Origin of the sequence: Chiayiivirga flava, from assembly GCF_014202825.1 — a bacterium.
Taxonomy (GTDB): Bacteria; Pseudomonadota; Gammaproteobacteria; order Xanthomonadales; family Xanthomonadaceae; genus Chiayiivirga; species Chiayiivirga flava.
In genome coordinates this window covers 22,306-37,553 of sequence record NZ_JACHHP010000008.1, presented here as the reverse complement: position 1 = coordinate 37,553, position 15,248 = coordinate 22,306, and the positions used below count along the sequence as shown (strand labels likewise).

Here is a 15,248-nt window from a genome sequence, read left to right as displayed (position 1 = left end):
CGCTGCCGGGGTGCCGCACATACGCCGGTCCGGCACGGCGCAGACCGTATAATCGGCGGATGAATGCCGCGATCTCCGCCCCTCGTTCCGCCGTGCCCTCGCTGGCGCAGATCCAGGCGCTCACGCGCGTCGACATGGCCGGCGTCGATGCGCTGATCCGCGCGCGCCTGGCGTCGGACGTGCTGTTGATCAACCAGATCGGCGAACACATCGTCGCGGCCGGCGGCAAGCGCCTGCGTCCGATGCTGCATCTGCTCGCCGCGCGTGCGCTCGGCTACGCCGGCACGGACCACCTGCAGCTTGCGGCCGTGGTCGAATTCATCCACACCGCCACCTTGCTGCACGACGACGTGGTCGACGAATCAGACCTGCGCCGCGGCCGCAAGACCGCCAATGCGCTGTGGGGCAACGCCGCGAGCGTGCTGGTCGGCGACTTCCTCTACTCGCGCAGCTTCCAGCTGATGGTGGAGCTCGACCGCATGCGCGTGATGCGCATCCTCGCCGACACCACCAACGCCATCGCCGAGGGCGAGGTGCTGCAGCTGTTGCACGTGAACAACCCGGACACCGACGAAGCCGCCTACCTGCGCGTGATCGAGCGCAAGACGGCCGTGCTGTTCGCCGCCGCCACGCGCCTGGGTGCGGTGCTGTGCGACGCAGACGCGGCCACCGAGCAGGCGATGCACGACTACGGCATGGCGCTCGGCTATGCCTTCCAGATCGCCGACGACGTGCTCGACTACACCGCCGATGCCGCCGCGCTCGGCAAGAACCTCGGCGACGATCTGGCCGAAGGCAAGGCGACGCTGCCGCTGATCCATGCGATGGCGCATGCGGACGCGGCGACGCGGGCGCGGCTGCGCGCGGCGGTCGAGAACGGGGATACGTCGGCGATGCCCGACGTGCTGGCGGCGATCGGTTCGAGTGGTGGCATCGAATACAGCCGGGTGCGTGCGTTGGACTACGCGCAGGCGGCGGAGCGGGCGCTGGACGGCATTGCGGCGAATGCGTGGACCGACGCCTTGCGCGGGCTGGCACGGTATGCCGTGGAGCGCGATCACTGACCCGTGTCCGAGCCGCGTCTTTCACGCACCCGGCCCTCTCCCGTGGGAGAAGGTTCGAGACCAGGTCGACGCTCGAAGCTCGGCTGAGCCGCCCGACCGCACGCGGTCGCCCGGCTCCCGGACGCATGCCGAGTGGCAATGCGGAACTGCGTTTCAGTCGAAGGTCGGACACAAGGCTCCGGCGCTTCGATTCGACCGGCCCCTCACCCCAACCCCTCTCCCGGCGGGAGAGGGGCGTTCGAGCCGATGGCGCGCTGGTCAACCGCCGAGCTTTTCCTCGAAGAAATCGCTCGCCATCCGCATCGCGCGCTGCGCCGAACGTTCGTCGTACTTGCAGCCGGGGATCTTCACGCCATCGGCTTCCGGCTCCGAGAAGCAGTGCAGCGCGCCGCTGAAGTCGACGAACTGCCAGTCCGCCTTCGCCGCGTCCATCTCGGCGCGGAAACCCGCGATTTCTTCTGCCGACACACTCTTGTCCGCCGCGCCGTTGAGCACGAGCACGCTCGGTTTGAAGGTCGTGTCGGCGGGTCGTGCGGCCCGCAGCCCGCCGTGCAGCGTGACCACGCCGTCGAGATCCGCGCCGTGGCGCGACAGTTCCAGCGCCACCGAGCCGCCGAAACAGAAGCCGATCGCACCGATCCTGTCGGCGATCAGCGGCGCCTTGTGCGCATTCGTCGCGAGCACCGCGAGCGCCTTGGCGGCGCGTGCCATCGTTCGGTCGACGTTCTGGTATGCGTCCGTCACCTGCGCCTTCGCCTCGGTCGCGTCCGCAGGACGCACGCCCTTGCCGTAGACGTCGGCGATCAGCACCACGTAGTCGTCGCCCGCCACGCGCTTGGCCATCGCCACCGCATCGTCGGTCACGCCCATCCAGTTCGGCATCATCAGCACACCGGGGCGCGGTTCCCTGCTGGCGTGGTCGTAGACCAGCATGCCGCTGAAGGTGGTGCCGTCGAGCTCCCACTCCACCGGAGTCGCCTGCGGTGCGGCGAGGGCGAGCGGCGTGGCGGCGGCGAGGCACAGACTCAGGATCGTGCGCATGACGGAACTCCTGCGGGTGGGGATGCGCCATCGTAATGCGTCCCGCGACGCGCGCACGAGGTCAGGAAATCCCCAGCCCCGGAATCGTGCTGATCGCGTTCGGATCGAAGCCCGCCAGCTTGGCGAAATGCCGCCCGCGCTCCACGTAATCGCGGTAGCGGGGGAAACTCGGCGCCCCCGGCGACAGCAGCACGACCCCGTCGGCGCCGAGCGCGCGTTCGGCCTCGCGCACCGCATCGGCGAGCTCCGGCGCTTCGATCAGGGTGAAGCGTCCGCCGCGCGCGGCGCCGCGCAGGCCCTCGGCGATGCGCGCGCCGTTCTGTCCCATCGCGATGACGGCGATCGGCGGCTCGCGGCTCATGCGCTCGACGAAGACCGACCAGTCGAGGCCGCGGTCGTAGCCGCCGACGAGGATGGCGACGCGGCGGTTGGCGTAGCAGTCGAGCGCGGCCAGGCTGGCGTGCGGCGTGGTACTGATCGAATCGTTGACGTATTCGCGCCCGTCGCGCGTACCGAGCGGCTGCAGGCGGTGCGGCAGCGGCCGGAACGTGGCCGCGTGTTTCGCGAGCGGCACGGCGTCCAGGCCCAGCGCCTCGATGGCGGTGAGCGCAGCGCACAGGTTGCCGCGGTTGTGCGCGCCGGGCAGCGGCAGCGTGGCGGCGTCGAGGATGGCGTCATCGCCGCGGTAGATGACGCTGCCGCGCGAATGCCAGCCCTCGCGCGCATTGAACCAGTGCAGTGCCGCCGCACGCGGACCTTCGTCGAAGCCGGTGCTGCGCTCGGACGCGACCGCCTGCAGCGCACTGCCGCGGCCGAACGCCGCGAGGCGCGCGTCGGCGGCGTTGAGCACCACGTGGCGCGGGTTGGCGCGCGTGACCAGCGCGAGCTTGTCGGCGATGTAGCGTTCCTCGCCGCCGTGCCAGTCGAGGTGCTCGGGGAAAATGTTGAGCACCACCGCCACTTCGGGCGCCTGCGCCTCGGGCGTCTGGTAACTCGACAGTTCGATCGCCCACGCATCGGGCGCGGGCTCGTCGTCCAGCAGTTCGAGCAGCGGCATGCCGATGTTGCCGGCCAGCGCCACGCGTGCGCCGGAGGCACGCAGCAGATGCGCGATCAGCGCCGTGGTGGTGCTCTTGCCCTTGGTTCCGGTGACGCAGATCGTGCTCGCGTCCGGCATCTCGCCGAACCACAGCGCGGTGCCGGACGTGAAGCGCACGCCCGCGGCCAGCGCCGCGCGTGCCACCGGCGTGTAGGGACTGATGCCCGGCGACTTGATGACGATATCGAAGCGCGCCAGCAGTGCGGAGGTCACCTCTTCGGTGAAGATGTACAGCGCAGGGTCGCCGAGTTGCATCGCCTCCGCGGCTTCCGACTCCGAGCACAGCAGCGCCAGCGGCGCGCGCGGCAGGCGCCAGCGCAGCGCAGCGAGCGCGGCACGGCCTTCGCGGCCGTAGCCCCAGATCGCGACGCGTTTGCCTTCAAGCTGCGAAAGTTGCATGCACGCGGTTCCAGAGTGCGGGCGGGACGCCGTGCTCGCCCTGCGCCGCGAGCAGCGGCGCGAGTTCGAGATCGGCGGGATCGAGTTGCGGCAGGATCTCGCGCGCGAAACGCGCCACGATCGCATCCTCCTGCCAGGCCGTGCGTTGCGAGAGCGCGGCCAGCGCCGCGCGCGATTCGCGTCCTTCCCCGACGCATTCGAACGGCTTGTGGTCGCGGTATTCGATCAGCGCGTCGAAGGCGGGTGCGAGCGCGGCATCGTCGAGCAGGTTGCGGCCGAAGATCGCGGTGAGCCGCGGCTTCGGCACGAACGGCGCGAGCGCGAGGAAGACGAAGTGGCACTTCGGGCAGACGCCGCACCAGCGCTGCGCGGGACGTTCGCCGAGCAGGTGGAAGTTGCGGTTGCAGCTGGAGAAGTGCGCATCGTAGCGATCGAGCTTCGCGAACTGGCGCGCAACGGCGAGTTCGCTCAGCGGCCGCAGCAGCGAGTAGTACTGCAGGTCGGCAGCGATGTGCGCGTGCACGTAACGCGCGAAGTCGCGTTCGAAGTCCCAGCCCTTCGACCACTGGTGGTTCACTTCGCCCGTGCCGGGGATGAGGCTGCCGTAGCTGGCCGAGCGTTCGTTCGAGAACACGACCTGATCGGCGTCGTGCAGCAGCGCGGCGAGCACGAGGATGGCGCTGTTCACCGCGGTGACGGGAATGTGGCCGTTGTACGCGCCCTGCTTGTTGTACTCGAACAGCAGCGGCGAGAGCTGGCGCGTGATGTTGAGCTGCGGCAGGCCGGTGCGCTCGGCGCAGGCGCGGATCAGCGGAGCGCTGCCGATCCAGGCCACGGTCTGGTCGATGCCGAGGCTGCGCAGGGTTTCGATGCTGACGAGCGAATCCTTGCCGCCACCGATGGCGGTGAGAGCGTGGGAGCGGAGGGCAAGGTGTGGTGCAGCGTTGTTCTGCGCATCGCGACTCGGTGCGGCAGGCACCAACAATGCGGCGGGTGTGGCGGGTGTGGCGGGTGTGGCGGATGTGGCGGATGTGGCCGATGCGGCCGATGCATTCGACGCAGCACCGAAGTCCGCGCCATCCCCGTCCTCACGCAACCTCCCTTCGTCATTCCCGCGAATGCGGGAATCCAGTGCCTCTTCTTGTCGCTGTTCTTTCGCCGTCGCTGATTCAAGCAAAGCAGAGGCGCTGGATTCCCGCATCCGCGGGAATGACGATGAAAGGGTATGGTGGAATTGCGGCGAGCGGACTTCGCTGGGGGAATCCGCATCGACACCGATGAAGTTGATGTTGCCGCGCAGCGACAACCCGTTGCGGTAGGCGAACTCGCCGAGGCCGTTTTCGTACAGCGACACGAGCAGCGCGGCGAGATCGGCATCGAGCGGCTGCGATTCCACCCGCAAGGTCTTCGGCACCGCCGCCTTGTAGTAGCTCACACCCGCGATCAGGTGCAACAGCCCGAGCGCACGATCCACCGCCGCCGCGCGCGCCGCATCGAGCACGAACGGCGCGCCGGGAAACTGCAACGTCTCCACCAGCGCCACGCCGTCGTCGAACGCATACACCAACTGCGCCTCGCCGGTCGCCGCATCGAAGCTGCGACGCACGAACCGGAACGCCTCGATCGCATCGCGCCGGAACACCGCCGCATCCACCGCTGCATCACTCATCGATCGCCACCTCCTGTGGCAGCCCGCGCAGATTGTAGTTCGAGGCCATCACCGCGCCATACGCGCCCGCGGTGGCGGCGAGCAGCACGTCGCCCTCCTGCGTGTGCGGCAGCGCACGGCGGCGCGCCAGCACGTCGCCGGTTTCGCAGATGGGGCCGACAATGTCGAAGCGGCGATCGGCCGGCTCGTGCAGGCGGGTCAGATTGGCGATCTCGTGCCAGGCGTTGTACAGCGCCGGACGCAGCAGCGCGTTCATGCCGCCGTCGACGCCGATGCGCGCGACGCCGTCCTTGTCGATGACCTGCGTGGCGCGCAGCAGCAGTACGCCGGCCTCGGCGACGAGGTAGCGGCCCGGTTCCATCCACAGCGCGTACTGCGGGCAGGCGGCCTTCGCTTCCGACAGGACGCGGGCCAGCGCCTCGATGTCGAAGACCGGCGCATCGGGCTCGGCCGGCACGCCGATGCCGCCGCCGAGGTTCAACGCGGCGATGCTGCCGATCGAATCGGCGATGCCCGCGAGGCGACCGAACACCTCGCGCCAGTGCTGCGGATCGACGATGCCGCTGCCCAGATGTGCGTGCAGGCCGAACACGCGCACGTCCAGTGCCCTGGCGCGCGCGAGGAAGGCGTCGAGGCCGGACAGCGGCAGGCCGAACTTGGCGCCGCTGCCGCCGGTGCGCACCTTCTCGTGGTGGCCGCGGCCGAAGCCGGGATCGAGCCGCAGCCACACCTGCCGGCCGCGGAAGAGTTCCGGCCAGTGCGTGAGCGGAGGCAGGCTGTCGAGCGTGATCCACACGTCGCGGCGCAGCGCATCCTCGTATTCGGCGCGTGCGGCGAAGCTCGGGGTGAACAGCACGCGCGTGGGATCGAGCCGCGGGAACAGGCCGGACACGTGCGCGAGTTCCCCGGCCGACACGCATTCGAAGCCGATGCCCTCGGCTTCGAGCGTGCGCAGGATGTCGGGATGCGGATTGGCCTTGATCGCGTAGAAACGGCGGTCGAGCGCGCCCAGATCGCGCATCGACCGCGCACGCGCCCGCACGGTGGCAAGGTCATACACGTACCGCGGCGTGCCGGCGTCGGCCTGCGCGAGCAAGGCGTCGCGCTTCCCATGCCACCACGGCGTCGCGCGCTCCACCGTGCTGCCGTTGAGCGCGGCCCAGCTCGGCCCGAACACCGCAGTCTCCGTGACCGGCATCGCGCCGGCATGGATCAGCAGTTCGTGCAGGCGCGGCAGCATGCCGTCGGCGACGGTCTCGTCGACGACGAAGGTGAGATTGAGGTCGTTGGAACTCTGCGAGATCAGGTGCACGCGTTCGCGGCCGAACTCCGCGAGTACGTCGGACAGCTTGTGCAGCAGCGAGCGCATGCCGCGGCCGACCAGCGTGACCGCCGCGCACGGTGCGATGACCTTCACGCGGCAGACTTCGGCGAGGTCGGCGCACAGGGCTTCGAGCACGTTCGAGCTGACGAGGTTGTCGCTGGGATCGAGCGAGACGGTGACGTTGGCTTCGCTCGATCCGATCAGGTCCACCGACAGGCCGTGGCGCTTGAAGCGCTCGAACACGTCGGCAAGAAAGCCGACCTGTTGCCACATGCCGATGCCGTCCATCGACACCAGCACGATGCCGCGGCGCGAGCTGATCGCCTTGACGCCGGGCGCGGCGTCGGCCGCGGCCGCGTCGATCACGGTGCCGGCGACATCGGGGTTCGACGTGTCGCGGATCCACAGCGGCACGCCCGCGTCGCGGCACGGCGAAATGCAGCGCGGGTGCAGCACCTTGGCACCGGTGGTGGCGATTTCCTGCGCTTCCTCGTAGTCGAGCTTCGACAGCAGGCGTGCCTGCGGCACGGCGCGCGGGTTGGCGCTGAACATGCCCGGCACGTCGGTCCAGATCTCCACGCGCTGCGCGCCGAGCAGCGCACCGAAGTACGCTGCCGAGGTGTCCGAGCCGCCGCGGCCGAGGATCGCGGTGCGCCCGCCGGCATCGCGGCAGATGAAGCCCTGCGTGATCAGCAGATCGCCCTGCGCGGCGTAGCGCGTGTGCCAGGCCGCGTCGCGCCGCGTGTCGCAGTTGACCGACAGGCGTGCGGACCACGCGCTCGCGTTCGGCAGCGAGACCGCGCGCAGGTGATCGCGCGCATCGCTCCAGCGCAGGTCGATGCCCTGCGCCTGCAGGTAGGCCGAGCCCAAGCGGCTGCTGAAGAGTTCGCCGAGCGCGAGCAGGTCGGCCTGCCACTCGAGCTGCGCGCTGTCGCCGCGCGCATCGCGTGCGAGTGCGTGCAGCTCGCCGATCAGCGCGCCGATCACCGCGTCGGGATCCAGATCCAGCGTGGCGGCGAACTCGCGATGCAGGGTCTCGAGCGCGGCGGCGCGCGCGAGGCGGTCGGCACCGTCGGCGTGGTGGTCGATCAGTGCCTGCAGCGCATTGGTGACGCCCGAGACCGCGGACACCACCACCAGCACGTTCGCGCCCGCCGATTTCCGCTCGCTCGCCAGCCTGCCGATCGTGTCCCAACGGTCGCGGCGCGACACGCTGGTGCCGCCGAACTTCAGCACGATCCACGGCGCGGCGGCGCCGGGCGACACGGAGAGCGACATGGGGTTCCTTGGGATTGCGATAACGACGCGGGCGTCAGACGATTATGCGGGCGCGCGTGGCGCATTGCAGCATGGGTTGTGGCGCGGGAATGACGGTGTCGAGCCACAACGGTACAGAGCTGCTTCGCCGCTTCTCCTTCTCCCGCCGGGAGAAGGTGCCGAAGGCGGATGAGGGGCGGGCCTGACATTCGCCGGAACATTGCTTGGCGCGCGCCAGACAGCGCTGTGGCGCCCTTCCCTCATCCGCCCTGCCGGGCACCTTCTCCCGGTGGGAGAAGGAATCAGGCAGGCGGTGGTGCGGAGGCTGATGCCGCGTGGTGATATCCGATGTGGGCGGCGCGAGTGGCCCCGCGCCTACCCGTCCCGCCGCACACGTGCCGCATCCAGAAACGCCTGCATCAGCGGGTCTGGCGCCAGCAGCGTCGGGCTGCGCGCGTCATGGAATTCGGGGTGCCACTGCACGCCGACGAGAAATCCGTCGCCCGTGCCGCGGATGGCTTCCACCACGCCGTCGTCGGCCCAGGCCTCCGCCACGAGGTCGGCACCCAGCGTCTCCACACCCTGGTGATGGATCGAGTTCACCCGGGCCGCGGTGGCGCCGTCGTACAGGCGCGAGAGCAACGTACCCTCGCCGATGCGCAACGTGTGCTCGTGCAGATCGTAGGCGTCGGCATGCACGTGCGAAAACGCGGTCACGCCGTCGGTGCACAGATCCTGGTGCAGGGTGCCGCCGCTGGCGACGTTGATCAGCTGCATCCCGCGGCAGATGCCGAACACCGGTTTGCCGGCCGCGACGAACCCGCGCAGCAGGTCGAGTTCGAACCGGTCGCGCACCACGTCGATGGGGCCGACGGTGGCCGACGGCTCCTCGCCGTAGGCGCGCGGATCGATGTCCGCGCCGCCCTGCAGGATGAGTCCGTCGAGCGCGGCCACCATGTCGCCGATGTCGATGTTGGCGCGGCGGATGGCGCCTTCGCGTTCGACCGTGGGCACCATCACCACCATCGCGTCGAGCGCCATTGCCCAGTGCGCCACCGACTGCTCCAGGTACTGCAGCGTCTTGCCGCGGAAGCCGAGTTCGACCGGCACCTGGCGCAGGATGCGTGGCGACAGGGCAATGAGGAGTTTGCGCGATGCGTTGGACATGGGACGGTCAGGCGTGGGCCGGCGGCGGGACGGTGGCTTCGATCAGCCAGTCTACGACGCCGCGGACGGCGTCGAGCTGCCCGGCCCCGGCGTCGCGTGCGGCCCGGTACACCGCCAGCTGGCGCTGCGCGCTCGTGCCGCGTGTCAGGATCACGTCGAGCTGGCGCAGCGCGGCGTCGCAGCCGAGCGCGGCGGCATCCGGCGCGATCGTCTCGCGCAGGCGCGCCAGCACGGTGCGCAGCGACACCGGATCGCGTTCGCCCTCGACGATGAACTCGGCCTCGATGCCGTCGCGTTTCGCGCGCCAGCGGTTCTCGTCGACGATGCGCCGCGTCGCGGTGCCGCGCGCCTTGCCCAGCGACGGCCGGCGCACCAGGCAGTGCACCAGGCAGCGGTAGAGCGTCGCCAGCGCGACACCGTCCTCGACCGCGGTGCAGCAGTCGGCGATGCGCAGTTCGAGCGTCGGGTAGCGCAGCGCCGGGCGGATGGCCCACCACACGTGGCTCGCGTCCTCCATCGCGCCGGCACGCACCAGCGTGGCGACGAAGGCGTCGTAGTCGGCCTGGTCGGCGAAGAAATCCGGGATGCCGGTGCGCGGGAACTCGTCATACGCGGCCTGGCGGTAGCTCATGAGTCCGGTGTTGCGCCGCGCCCAGAACGGCGAGGACGTCGACAAGGCGAGGAACAGCGGCAGCCACGGCAGGAGGCGATTCATCAGCACCACGCGATCGTGCCGCGCCGGCACTTCGACATGCACGTGCATGCCGCACACCAGGTTGCGGCGGCCGATCAGCCGGAAGTCCCGCACCAGCTGCTGGTAGCGCGGCTTGCGCGTGGTGCGCTGCCGTTGCCAGGCCGACAGCGGATGCGTGCCGGCCGCCACGATCGCGATTCCGTGCGGCTGCGCGAGCGCCGCGATGTCGCGGCGCAGGCGGCGCAGCGTGGCCAGCGCCGTGTCGGCATCCTCGAACACCGGCGAGGCGATCTCCAGCTGCGGCCCGAGCATTTCCGCCTCGATGCAGTCGCCGAGCCGGGCGCGGCAGGCCTCGATCAGCGCGCCGCTGCCGCGCGACACGGCCTGGCGCGTGCGCGGCGACACGAGGAAGAATTCCTCCTCGATGCCGAACGTGTAGGCGGGACGTGGCGGCATGCGGACCTCGGCGTGGCGGCGTGCCGCCCGGAGACCGGATGGTCGCGCGGCGCGCGCCGCCGCGGATGAACGACGCGCCACCGCGCGCAGCCGAACGGGCGCCGCAATGAAAACGGGACCCGCAGGTCCCGTTGTTCTCTTCCGTGAGAGAGCGAGCTGGACGCGGGTATCAGGGTGCCGCGCTGACATCCACGCGCACCCGGATCGAATCGCCCGGGTGGTAATCGGTGACCGTCTGGTACAGGCGGCCGTTGTAGCGATAGGTGACGTTGTAGCCGTTCACGCGTTCGTCGGACACGTATTGCGTGCGCGTCGCGCAACGCTGCTCGTACGTGGTGTATTCGCGGCCGCCCGCGTAGTACCCGCCGTGGCGCGGCTGCGCGTCGCGCACCGCGGCATAGCCGAGCGCGGCGCCGGCCAGCGTTGCGGCGTCGCGGCCGTGGCCGTGTCCGAACTGGTTGCCGACCAGGCCACCGATGATGCCGCCGAGCACCGCAGGCGCATGGTTGCGCGAACCGCCGCGGTACCGCACCGGCTCGCGGTAGGTGACCGGCTCCTGCCAGCACTCGTCGCGACGGATCGGCCGGTTCACCACATCAATGAGCGGATCCACGCTCACGACCTCGGCATAGTCGTAGCCGGCGTCGGCATAGCCGCCGTCGTAATTGTCGTAGCCGCCGTAGTTCTGCGCGATCGCGGTACCCGACAGCGCGGACGCGGCGAGGGCCAACGGAAGCAGCAGGCGTTTCATGTCCATCCTCCGGAACGGGCGGCGCGATGCGGCCGCCCACATACGCAGGTTGGGGCGCAGGCGCTTAATCCGTTCTGAACTTTTGCGCTGCCGTTTAGCGTGCGGACAGCGCTATGGCGTCGGTAGCGGGGCGGGCGATGCTGCACCGCACGCTTGACCGCCCGCGCCGCGGCTGGAAGGCTGTGCCGACGGCCGCGCCTGCGGCCGGACCGCCATGACCGCCCGGCCGCCGCGCCCGGCACACAGATCCCTGCAGTGTCGACCCTGCAGCCCGGACGACCATGACGGCCTCATCGCCACGTGCACAACGGGGGAGGCCAGGCATGCGCCACAACACGCAACAGATCCGCAACGTGGTCCTCGCGGGCCACCAGGGCGCCGGCAAAACCACACTGTTCGAAGCCCTGCTGCATGCCGGCGGCGCGATCCAGACGGCAGGCACGGTGGAGCGCGGCAGCACCTTCTCCGATTCGGATCCGATGGAAAAGGCGCGCGGCCACTCGATCAACAGCACGATCACCGCGATCGACCACGGCGACGTGCACATCAACCTGATCGACACCGCCGGGTACCCGGACTTCCGCGGCCCGACGCTGTCGGCACTGGCGGCGGTGGAGACCTGCGCGGTGGTGGTGAACGCAGCCAGCGGCATCGAGCACGGCACGATCCGGCTCATGGAGCACGCCAGGGCACGACGCCTCGCGCGTCTGCTCGTGGTCAACAAGATCGACCACGACGGCGTCGATCCGGCCGCGCTGGTCGACCAGCTGCGCGACACCTTCGGCAGCGAGTGCCTGCCGATCAATCTGCCGTCCCGCGGCGGCGCCGCCGTCGTCGATTGTTTCTTCCGGCCCGACGGCGACTCCGACATCGGATCGGTGGCCGAGGCGCATCGGCGCATCATCGACCAGGTCGTGGAGATCAACGAGGACGTGATGGGCCGCTACCTCGAGGACGGCGAGAGCGGCATCGAAGGCGAGGAGTTGCACGATGCCTTCGAGCAGTGCCTGCGCGAGGGTCATCTGGTGCCGATCTGTTTCGTCTCCGCGCGCACCGGCGCCGGCGTCAGGGAGCTGCTCGACATCGTCGAACGCCTGCTGCCGCATCCGGGCGAGGCCAATCCGCCACCGTTCGTGAAGGGCATCGGCGCGGACGCGACGCCGATCGCATCGCGTCCGGACCCACAGGCGCACGTGATCGCGGACGTGTTCAAGATCGTCAACGACCCGTTCGTCGGCAAGCTCGGGATCTTCCGCGTCTACCAGGGCACCGTGCGACGCGACACGCAGCTGTTCGTCGACGACGGGCGCAAGCCGTTCAAGGTGGCGCACCTGTACCGGCTGCGCGGGCGCGAACACGTGGAAATCGACGAAGCGGTCCCGGGCGACATCGCGGCCGTGGCGAAGATCGAGGACGTGCACTTCGACGCGATCCTGCACGACAGCCACGACGAGGATCACATCCACCTCAAGCCCCTCGATTTTCCGCGGCCGATGTTCGGTCTCGCGATCGAGCCGCTGCACAAGGGCCAGGAGCAGAAACTCGCCACCGCGCTGCATCGTCTGGCCGAGGAAGACCCCTGCTTCCGCGTCGAACACAACGCCGAACTCAACGAAACCGTCATCCGCGGCCTCGGCGAGCTGCACCTGAAGCTGATGCTGGAGCGGATGAAGGAGCGCTACCAGGTGGAGGTCAGCACGCGCCCGCCGCGCATCGCCTACCGCGAAACGATCGGCGCACGCGCCGACGGCCACCACCGCCACAAGAAGCAGACCGGCGGCGCCGGCCAGTTCGGCGAGGTGTTCCTGCGCATCGAGCCGTTGCCGCGCGGCGGCGGATTCGAGTTCGTCGACGAGATCCGCGGCGGTGCGATTCCGAACCAGTTCCTTCCGGCGATCGAGAAGGGCATACGCCAGGTGCTCGACCACGGCGCGGTGGCCGGCTACCAGGTGCAGGACGTGCGCGTGATCGTCTACGACGGCAAGTACCACCCCGTCGATTCGAAGGAAGTGGCGTTCGTTGCCGCAGGCAGGAAGGCTTTCCTCGACGCCATCGGCAAGGCGCGCCCGATCCTGCTCGAACCCATCGTCAACCTCGACGTGACCGTGCCCGAGCAGCACATCGGCGACATCACCGGCGGTCTTGCCGGCAAGCGCGCTCGCATCAACGGCACCGACTCGCAGCGCGGCGGCGAGCTGGTGGTGAAGGCGCAGGTGCCGCTGGCCGAGGTCACCGACTATTCGAACGAGCTCAAGGCCGCGAGCGCCGGCCGCGGGCGCTACACCATCGAATTCAGCCATTACGAGCCGGTGCCGCCGAACGTGCAGAAGCAGCTGGTGGAGAGCTTCCGACCGCGCGTCGAGGAGGATTGACCGGACGGCCGGAGAACGCTTGCGTTGCGCGTGCCGCCGCGCAAGGCTGCGTGCATGAGCGACATCGACAGCCCGACCGGATCGCACGATGCCGCGGCGAACATGCCGCCGCCGCTGGTCGTTGCACTGATCGGCCTGCCCGGCGCCGGCAAGTCGGTGGTGGCGGCGGCCTTCGAACGCGAATTCGGCCTGCGCCGCGTGTGCCGCGACACGATCCGCGCCGCGATGTTCCCGCGGTGCAGCTACAGCTATGCCGAAAAAAGCGCCGCGATGCGCGCCGTGCTGCTGGCGGTGGAGGTCAACTGCATGCTCGGCAGCGGCAGCGTCATCGACGGCGTGACGTTCTCGCGCCACCGCGACCTGGAACGGCTCGACCGCACGCTGGCGCCGCACCGCGTGCTGTCGCTGCCGCTGTTCCTGGACTGCCCGCCGGAGGTCGCGCGCCGGCGCGTGGCGCACGACATCGCCACCGGCCGCCACCTCGCGCTCGATCGCAGCCCGGCCCTCGTCGACGAGATCATGGCGCGCTTCGAGCCGCCACCGGCCACCTGCGTTGCCATCGATGCACGCCTGCCGAAGGACGCACTCGTGGCCGCGGCACTGGCCGCGGCCCGTGCCCGCATCGCCGCCGGCTAGCGCGCGTCGCGCGTCTGCGGATACTTCTGGCGGTACTTGTCGTACAGCCGCATCTGGCGGTTGGCCAGATCGATTTCGCGGCCGCCGATCCACGCGCGTTCGACCGTGGTGCGCGCTTCGAGCGGATCGCCGTCGGTGAGGAACAGCGTCGCGTCCTTGCCCACGTCGAGCGAGCCGACGCGATCGTCGACGCCGAGGATGCGCGCCGGCCACAGCGTGATCGCGCGCAGCGCGTCGTCCTTCGACAGACCGTACGCAGCCGCGGTCGCGGCGTGATACGGCAGGTTGCGCAGGTTGGTCGTGTCGAAGCCGTCGCCCGGCGTGGCGATGGCGAAATCGATGCCGGCCGCCTTCAGTTTCGCGGCGTTCGCGAACGTGGCGTCGACCGGATCGAAGCGCCGCAACGGCAGCGTGTGCGTGCCGCCGACGATCACCGGCACACGCAGCGCACGCAGGCGGTCGGTGAGGCGCCAGGCTTCACCGGCGCCGACGAGCACCGGCCTGAGCGCGTATTTCTGCGCGAAATCGAGCGCGTCGTTGAGGCTCTGCACATCCTCGGCGTGGAAAAACACCGGACGCTCGCCCGCCACGAACGGCTTCATCGCGGCCAGGCGCAAATCGTCCGCGCCGGTGCGCGTGCCGTCGCCGGCGTAGGCGCGCGCCTGCTCGAACGCGCGCGCCAGCGCGTCGCGCTTGCCGGCCACCGCCTTGCGCGCGGCCTCGGCCATCTCCTCGGGAAACCCCGCCGGCACGAAGCCGCTCGGCCAGTACACGTGCAGCGCGATCGGCGCACGCACGGTCATGTCTTCCCACGTCCAGCCTTCGAGCTGCAGCAGCGCCGAGGTGCCGCCGATGACGCCGTCGCCGGTGACCTGGGGCGCGCTGAGCGCCAGCAGCACGCCGTTGCTGCGCGTGACGGGAATCAGTTCGCTGTCCGGGTTCACCGCCACTTCGGCGCGCACGTTGGCGGCGTTGGCGCCGACCTCGGCCACGTCGACGGTGGCGCGCACCGCACCCACTTCGACCAGGCCGAGCACGCTGTACGCCGCGATAAGGCCGGGATAGGCGTGTTTGCCCGTCGCATCGACGACGGTGGCGCCGGCGGTCGAGACATCGCCGCCGCCGACGGCGACGATCTTGCCGTCCTCGAAACGCACGCGGCCCCGTTCGATGGTGTCGCCGGACACGGTATGCACGGTGGCGCCGTCGATGACGACAGGGCCGGACTGCGGCGCCGCGGGCACGCCGTCGTGCGCGGTCGCGGCCGAGGCGAGGAGCCCTGCAAGCGCGAGGGTTGCGATACGGAGCGATGTCATCGT

The 15,248-nt window shown here is 70.0% G+C and carries 11 protein-coding genes; 3 read left to right on the top strand and 8 right to left on the bottom strand.

All coding sequences use genetic code 11. The features are described from left to right. The first annotated feature begins 59 nt into the window (after positions 1–59). Complete coding sequence (locus HNQ52_RS16530) at positions 60–1,064, top strand: polyprenyl synthetase family protein (protein ID WP_246387903.1); 1,005 nt, start codon at positions 60–62, stop codon at positions 1,062–1,064. A gap of 258 nt (positions 1,065–1,322) precedes the next feature. On the opposite strand, the gene HNQ52_RS16525 is transcribed toward HNQ52_RS16530, so the two are convergent. The 7 genes from HNQ52_RS16525 to HNQ52_RS16490 form a co-directional block, all read right to left on the bottom strand. After that, positions 1,323–2,105 carry a dienelactone hydrolase family protein gene (locus tag HNQ52_RS16525; RefSeq protein WP_183962388.1) on the bottom strand — a complete coding sequence of 261 codons (783 nt, stop codon included), beginning with the start codon at positions 2,103–2,105 and terminating at the stop codon, positions 1,323–1,325. Positions 2,106–2,166: 61 nt separating this feature from the next. Then, the gene (gene murD / locus HNQ52_RS16520; RefSeq protein ID WP_183962386.1) at positions 2,167–3,603 is read right to left on the bottom strand and encodes a UDP-N-acetylmuramoyl-L-alanine--D-glutamate ligase; all 1,437 of its coding nucleotides are present in this window, start codon (positions 3,601–3,603) and stop codon (positions 2,167–2,169) included. After that, the gene (locus HNQ52_RS17330) at positions 3,584–5,272 is read right to left on the bottom strand and encodes a MurL-like N-terminal domain-containing (protein WP_246387902.1); all 1,689 of its coding nucleotides are present in this window, start codon (positions 5,270–5,272) and stop codon (positions 3,584–3,586) included. The genes murD and HNQ52_RS17330 overlap by 20 nt, the downstream gene beginning before the upstream one ends. Beyond that, entirely contained in the window at positions 5,265–7,874 is a 2,610-nt protein-coding gene (locus tag HNQ52_RS16505) for a bifunctional aspartate kinase/diaminopimelate decarboxylase (RefSeq protein ID WP_183962384.1), read from the bottom strand. The genes HNQ52_RS17330 and HNQ52_RS16505 overlap by 8 nt, the downstream gene beginning before the upstream one ends. Positions 7,875–8,228: 354 nt before the next feature. Beyond that, complete coding sequence (locus tag HNQ52_RS16500) at positions 8,229–9,020, bottom strand: gamma-glutamyl-gamma-aminobutyrate hydrolase family protein (protein WP_183962382.1); 792 nt, start codon at positions 9,018–9,020, stop codon at positions 8,229–8,231. Between the two features lie 7 nt (positions 9,021–9,027). Continuing rightward, complete coding sequence (locus HNQ52_RS16495) at positions 9,028–10,170, bottom strand: carboxylate-amine ligase (RefSeq protein ID WP_183962380.1); 1,143 nt, start codon at positions 10,168–10,170, stop codon at positions 9,028–9,030. Between the two features lie 169 nt (positions 10,171–10,339). Continuing rightward, positions 10,340–10,921: a glycine zipper 2TM domain-containing protein gene (locus HNQ52_RS16490; protein ID WP_183962378.1), complete on the bottom strand. Its 582-nt coding sequence runs from the start codon at positions 10,919–10,921 to the stop codon at positions 10,340–10,342. Between the two features lie 323 nt (positions 10,922–11,244). Between HNQ52_RS16490 and fusA the strand changes: the two genes are divergently transcribed. Together fusA and HNQ52_RS16480 are read left to right on the top strand one after the other, a co-directional pair. Continuing rightward, entirely contained in the window at positions 11,245–13,293 is a 2,049-nt protein-coding gene (fusA, locus tag HNQ52_RS16485; RefSeq protein WP_183962376.1) for an elongation factor G, read from the top strand. Positions 13,294–13,347: 54 nt separating this feature from the next. Continuing rightward, on the top strand, positions 13,348–13,929 hold the full coding sequence (locus tag HNQ52_RS16480) for a P-loop nucleotide/nucleoside kinase family protein (protein ID WP_183962374.1): 582 nt from the start codon (positions 13,348–13,350) through the stop codon (positions 13,927–13,929). On the opposite strand, the gene HNQ52_RS16475 is transcribed toward HNQ52_RS16480, so the two are convergent. After that, positions 13,926–15,245, bottom strand: a complete 1,320-nt coding sequence (locus tag HNQ52_RS16475) for an amidohydrolase family protein (protein WP_183962373.1) — start codon at positions 15,243–15,245, stop codon at positions 13,926–13,928. The two genes, HNQ52_RS16480 and HNQ52_RS16475, sit on opposite strands and share 4 nt — an antisense overlap. Positions 15,246–15,248: the final 3 nt, after the last annotated feature.